Raw genomic sequence first — 5,411 nt, forward strand, 5'->3', positions numbered from 1 at the left:
TCCATGACTGCACCGGTCTTCTCTGGCCCCACTGCCCCTCCCGAAACCGGGGCTCTGCCCCACCCCCTCAGCCCCTCTGGCGATTGAGGAGCGGGCCAGGGAGATGGACCGGCGCATCATCAAGCGCATCGGGCTGCACCACACCTACTTCCCCGCCCCCGGCGACGCGACCATCCGAGAGGCCCATCCCAAGGGCTACTACCGGGATTCGGCCGACGCGCCACTGCTCGACGTCACGGAGATCGACCCTTCCTGGGGGTGGGCCGCAGGTCAGCTGGTCTCCACCGAATCCGACCTCAACCGGTTCTTCACCGCGCTTCTGTCCGGCCGCCTCCTCCCGGAGGCCCAGCTCGCCCAGATGCGTGCCGACACCGTCCGCGCCGACGCCACCTTCGGCCCCGGCGCCCGCTACGGGCTGGGGCTCGTGAGCAAGCCACTGCCGTGCGGCGGCCTCTACTGGGGCCACGGCGGCAGCTTCCCGGGATACGAGACCAGGGGCGGCGCCACCGACGACGGCCGCGCCGCCAACGTCGCGGTGACCGTGCAACTGACCGACGAGGCGGCCAGGCAGCGTGTCGACAATGTCGTGGACACAGCCCTGTGCCGCTGAGCCACACCTGACCGCGGTCCGCCTGCACCGGCCGGTCGCGCTTGCCGGCTTCTCGTGACGCCCGCAAGGCGCGCACCGGCGGTGTGCTGGTGTGCGCGCCCGCCAACGGCCCGTCGCGGAGTCACCCCAGGGCAGGAGCGTGTCAGTCCCGCCTCGCTCGGGTCAGGGTGTTCTCGGCCTGAGCGGCCAGCGCAGCGACGAGTTCGGCCGCCGGTGGCACGTCGTGTACGAGGTCGACACCCTCGCCGGCCCACACCGGCAGCGGCGGCACTGCGCCTCGGGCCACATCGGCCTGATAGGCATGCCGGGCCTCCGGGTCGGCGGCGAGCTCGGCCTCCCGGCCCCGCCAGCGGTCGAGGTAGGGATGGCCGAGGGTGCGAGCTGTGTACTTCGCCGTCGGCCATCCGGTTCCCCTGGCGATGTCGAGGACGCCGCTGCGTTCCGTGTCCTGCCCGCGACCTCGGATGATCGCCTCGACGGTCGCGGGGGCGGCCTGGGACTCGGCCGTGGCCTGGAAGCGGGTACCGATGAGTGCACCGGCCGCCCCCAGCGCCAAGGCTGCGGCCACGCCGCGGCCGTCTGCGATCCCACCGGCCGCCAGCACCGGCACTGGTGCCGCCAGGTCCACCACCACCGGTACGAACGGCAGGGTGGCCATGCCGCGCCGGGCCCCGTGTCCGCCGCTCTCCGTCCCCTGCGCGACGATGACGTCGGCCCCCAGATCCACCGCCGCCCGGGCTTCCTCCAGATCGGTGACCTGCACGATCAATGCCGCACCCGCTGCCCGGATACGCTCGACGAACGGGCTCGGATCGCCGAAGGAGAGCATCACGGCCCGGGGACCGTACTCCAGCGCCTGCTCGACCGCGCCGACCTCGGCCGCCCAGGTCAGGAAGCCTGCGCCCCACGGTCTGCCGCTCGCGGCCACGATGGGCAACTCGCGGGCCAGCCATTCCCGATCCCCGTACCCACCGCCCAGCAGTCCCAGTCCACCGCCGCGGGAGACGGCCGCGGCCAACTCACCACCGGCCGACCCTCCCATGGGCGCCAAGGCGATCGGGTGCCGGACACCGAACAACTTCGTGAACGCAGTCGACAATGCCATGACCACCATCCTCGCCCGTGTCAGCCCCTTGGAACATCAGCCGGGAGACCGGCCGGTATCAGGGACCTGCCCCGTCCCGAACGCTCTCGGCCCTTGTCCCGGACCCGTAGCGTAGCCCTTGCCGCGGCAGTCGGACGCTGCTCGGACCAGGCCGCGGTCCGGTCGGCCGCCGTAGCGAAGCCGAGCCACGTGTGCCGGTTCCCCGCCCAACACCAGCCCACCTTCGGCGCGTTACGGTTGTCCCGTCCGTCGCGCCCGGTCCCGTTGCTGATCCACAGTGCCGGGGTTCGGGCGTCGAGCGTGCCGTTGTCCTTCCGCAGGCGGGAGCCGATGGTCATGAAGCAGCGGCCGCGTTCCAGTGCCGCCGGCTGCTGTAGAACCCAGTGCATGCCCTCGACCAGGAGCAAGGGAGTGCGGCCTCCTTCGACAATGGCGGGCAGCGCCTCGTGAGGGCTCCAGTTCGCCATGTCATCGCCTCGGTCGATGCCTTCCACCACGTAGAACGGCTCGTCGGGCACCTTCGTGGACTCGATGGGCGAGAACTGATCGATGTCAGGCATGTCGACCACGACGAACCCCGGCTTTCCCTGATTCCGGAGCAGCGGCGCGAGGGCCGATGCCGGGACGCAGTCCGGGTGCACGACAAGAAGGCCGGCACGAGTGCCGGCCTTGGCGGCCGTCGAGCGCAGCTCGGCGGGCCGGAGGCCACCGAGCTCATGAACTCCGAGCTCGATCAGTCGCTCTGCCTGGTCGGCGATTGAGGGCAGAGTGTGCAATTCGGCTGGCATGCGACTCCATGAGACGTATGAGCAGGACAAGTTGAACGTGCCCCATAGAACGCTGCGGACGCCGGATTCGTTCCGATTCGCCACTGCCGCTGCCCCCCATTTGTTCGCCCGCGTGGAAGGATGGGCTCATGTGGTCGCGACTGCCATTCGGGGACGGGTTACGGGCAGAGCTGGGCTCCCCCGGGCGCCCGCGGCGTCTGAGCAGTAGCCCGCGCTCACGTGTGTGGCGTGTGGATCTGGCCGGGAGACCGGCCGTGGTGAAGCAGATCGTCGACGGTCCCGACGCCGAGGAGCGGTATGCCCGCGAGGTGGCCGCGTTGCGGCTCGCCGCCCGGGTCGAGGGGCCCGTGGTACCCGCCCTGCTGGGCGTCGATCCCGGCGATCGGGTGCTGGTCCTGGAACATCTCGACCACCGACGCCCGTCCATCGACTGGATCGTCGACTACGCGGCGGCACTGGCCCGGCTGCATGCAGCTGCCCGCCCGGAGGACATCGGCGTACTTCCCCGCTGGCGGGGTCCGGACGGGGCCGACATCGACTCCTTTCTCGGTCTGGCCGAGGCTCTTGAGGTCCCCGTCGTGTCCGGGGTGTCCGACGAGCTCGACGACCTCGTGCACCGGCTTGGCCAAGCATCAGGGCACGCCCTGCTCCACGGTGACCCGTGTCCCGGCAACGACCTGCACACTGCCGGTGGGGTCAGGTTCATCGACTTCGAGCAGGCATCCTTGGGCAGCGGACTGGTGGAGCTCGCCTACCTGCGCATCGGCTTCCCGACATGCTGGTGCGTCACCACGGCTTCCTCCCCACTGCTGGACCGGGCGGAGACCGCCTACCGCACGGCGTGGCGCGCCGCGACCGGCGCCGAACTCCACGACGACGACCTCTCCGGCGGCCTCACCGACGCGTGCGCCGGCTGGCTGCTACGTGGCGACGCGCTGGTCGAGCGGGCCCGGCGCGGAACCACCGATCATCTGGCCCGGATCCCGGACCGGGACTGGGAGTGGGGCACCGCGTCCGCCCGGCAACGCCTCGTCCACCGGCTCGGCGTCGTCGGCCGGATGACTGCCGACCGCGCCGGCCTGACCGGCCTGAGCAGGCTCAGCACGGAGATGCGCCAACGCATGCTCACCCGCTGGCCCAAGCTCTCACCCGTCCCGTCACAGCGCCCATGGTGACCTGTCGATCCCCGATTCCGCCCAGGGGCCCGGACATCATTTCCCCTACTCGGCTTCGCCGTACTCCGAGCCTTCGACATCCTCCGGCCAGTCCCCAGTGACCTCGGTCCCGGCCCTGTAGCCGTCGCGCCGGAGCGTGTCGGTCAAGGCGCTGTGAAGCGCCCGCAATTCGGATTCCTCAGCCCCGTGCGCCAGGAGATAGCCGGGCACGGACCCGTAGTGGCTGCGAATCCAGATCACGGCGTGGAACAGATGAGTCGCGGCGGCGGCTCGCGTTGCGTGGCCGGCACCGGCAGGTTGCGGACGCGGGCAGACGCAGACGGGGCGGCAGGACACGGATCCCGACAGCCGCGGGTTACCCGTCGCGTCGGACACTGCCTAGAGGTGACGTGCCGCAATCACCGCTGAACTGACCGGTGTCGTGAGTACTTCTGTGGCATCCAGGTCCGGATGACTGAGGTAGAACAGGCGGAGCTCGTCGACCTCGCCCTCGAATCGAGGCGGCCAGTGGGGCGAGGGCGTGAAATCGTCCAGGATGAGAATGCCTCCGGGGGCCAGCAGATCGACAACCCTCTGGGGGTCGTCACGCTTGCCCCCGCCATCGCAGAAGAAGACGTCGAAGGGGGCATGTTGCTCAAGCAGCCGCCAGTCCCCTGTGAGAACGCTGACGCGCTCGTCATCCGCGAACACATTCGCCGCTCGACGGGCCAGACTCTCGTCACGCTCCACGGTGACCAGGCGTGCACCGGCGCCGAGGCCACTGTGCAACCAGGCGGTGCCGACTCCGGAGCCGGTGCCGCTCTCCGCAATGGTTCCGTGGGGTTTCGCAGCAGCGGCCAGCCTGAGCAGCCTTCCCACCTCCGGGATACAGCTCTTCTTGAATCCCGTCTCGGAGGCGACACGCTCCGCCACCACCACACGATCGGGAACAGCACGTTCTGTCATGGATGCACCCCTTCTTCGTCGTGGTCATGACGCTATCCATGAGCGGGGGCCTGCGCACCGAGTTCCGCCTGAACGTTGGCTTCGTGCCCGTGGCACTGCTCCTGATCCGCTTTGCCGCCCGGAGGAGACCGGTCCGCTGCCGCAGGCGGCTGTCCCGGCTCGCCCCGCCCGTCTGGCCGCAGTGTCGGAACGGCGGTCATCGCGCTGTCCCTGGTGGTCCTCTCGTACCAGCCGGTCGCCGCCACCATCCAGACGGTCTCCCCGGACAGCGGGCTCTCCGAACCGGGCGATCTCCTGCGTCAATGGCTGCTGCTCGGCGCCTGGTCGGCCCCGACGGGCGCACCTCTCGACGACTGGATCCTGTACCGGGCCGCCGACGCGCTACTGCTCGCCGTGGTGTGGTGGGCGCTGCGGCGGCTGCCCGGGCCACTTTCCCGGCGATGGCGACGGGCGCGGTCTGCGCGACCGTCCTCGGACTGCTGGCGAGCCAGTTGCTGCAGGTGGCCACGGACTGGGTGGGCCTGCGCTGGGGCCTGCTGCAGTTGTCCGCCGGTATCGGTGGCGGCATCCCGGCTGCCCTGACCTTTGGGCTGGTGGCGGGAGTTGCGGCTGCCGCGACGCTGCGGATGGCCGTACACCGTAACGGCACGGGAGATGCCACGGCCTCACACCAGGGTCCGCCCGACGCCGGTGTGCGCACGGAGCGCTGGGACGAGGCGCTCGACGCCTTCCGCAGCATCGGCACCCGCGCCACCAGGTATCCCTGGGCGTACTTCGGCGACGATCCG

General features: G+C 70.4%; 3 protein-coding genes and 3 pseudogenes. 3 read left to right on the top strand and 3 right to left on the bottom strand.

Annotated elements, in window-relative coordinates:
* Positions 1-94: 94 nt before the first annotated feature.
* Positions 95-610 (top strand): annotated as a pseudogene (locus tag ACWCQ6_RS35450) (serine hydrolase); the annotation flags it as partial.
* Between the two features lie 142 nt (positions 611-752).
* Here the strand turns inward: ACWCQ6_RS35450 and ACWCQ6_RS35455 are convergent.
* Together ACWCQ6_RS35455 and ACWCQ6_RS35460 are read right to left on the bottom strand one after the other, a co-directional pair.
* Positions 753-1,715: a nitronate monooxygenase gene (locus ACWCQ6_RS35455; RefSeq protein WP_451096384.1), complete on the bottom strand. Its 963-nt coding sequence runs from the start codon at positions 1,713-1,715 to the stop codon at positions 753-755.
* Positions 1,716-1,873: 158 nt separating this feature from the next.
* Positions 1,874-2,503 (bottom strand): annotated as a pseudogene (locus ACWCQ6_RS35460) (DUF5701 family protein); the annotation flags it as partial.
* A 128-nt stretch (positions 2,504-2,631) separates the two neighbouring features.
* Between ACWCQ6_RS35460 and ACWCQ6_RS35465 the strand changes: the two are divergent.
* Complete coding sequence (locus ACWCQ6_RS35465) at positions 2,632-3,678, top strand: aminoglycoside phosphotransferase family protein (protein ID WP_451096386.1); 1,047 nt, start codon at positions 2,632-2,634, stop codon at positions 3,676-3,678.
* Between the two features lie 378 nt (positions 3,679-4,056).
* Here the strand turns inward: ACWCQ6_RS35465 and ACWCQ6_RS35470 are convergent, their stop codons facing one another.
* A complete protein-coding gene (locus ACWCQ6_RS35470; protein ID WP_451096388.1) occupies positions 4,057-4,623 on the bottom strand; it encodes an O-methyltransferase in 567 nt (188 codons plus the stop codon).
* Between the two features lie 130 nt (positions 4,624-4,753).
* On the opposite strand from ACWCQ6_RS35470, the pseudogene ACWCQ6_RS35475 reads away from it, so the two are divergent.
* Positions 4,754-5,306 (top strand): annotated as a pseudogene (locus ACWCQ6_RS35475) (hypothetical protein); the annotation flags it as partial.
* Positions 5,307-5,411: the final 105 nt, after the last annotated feature.

This window comes from Streptomyces sp. NPDC001880 (genome assembly GCF_053594575.1).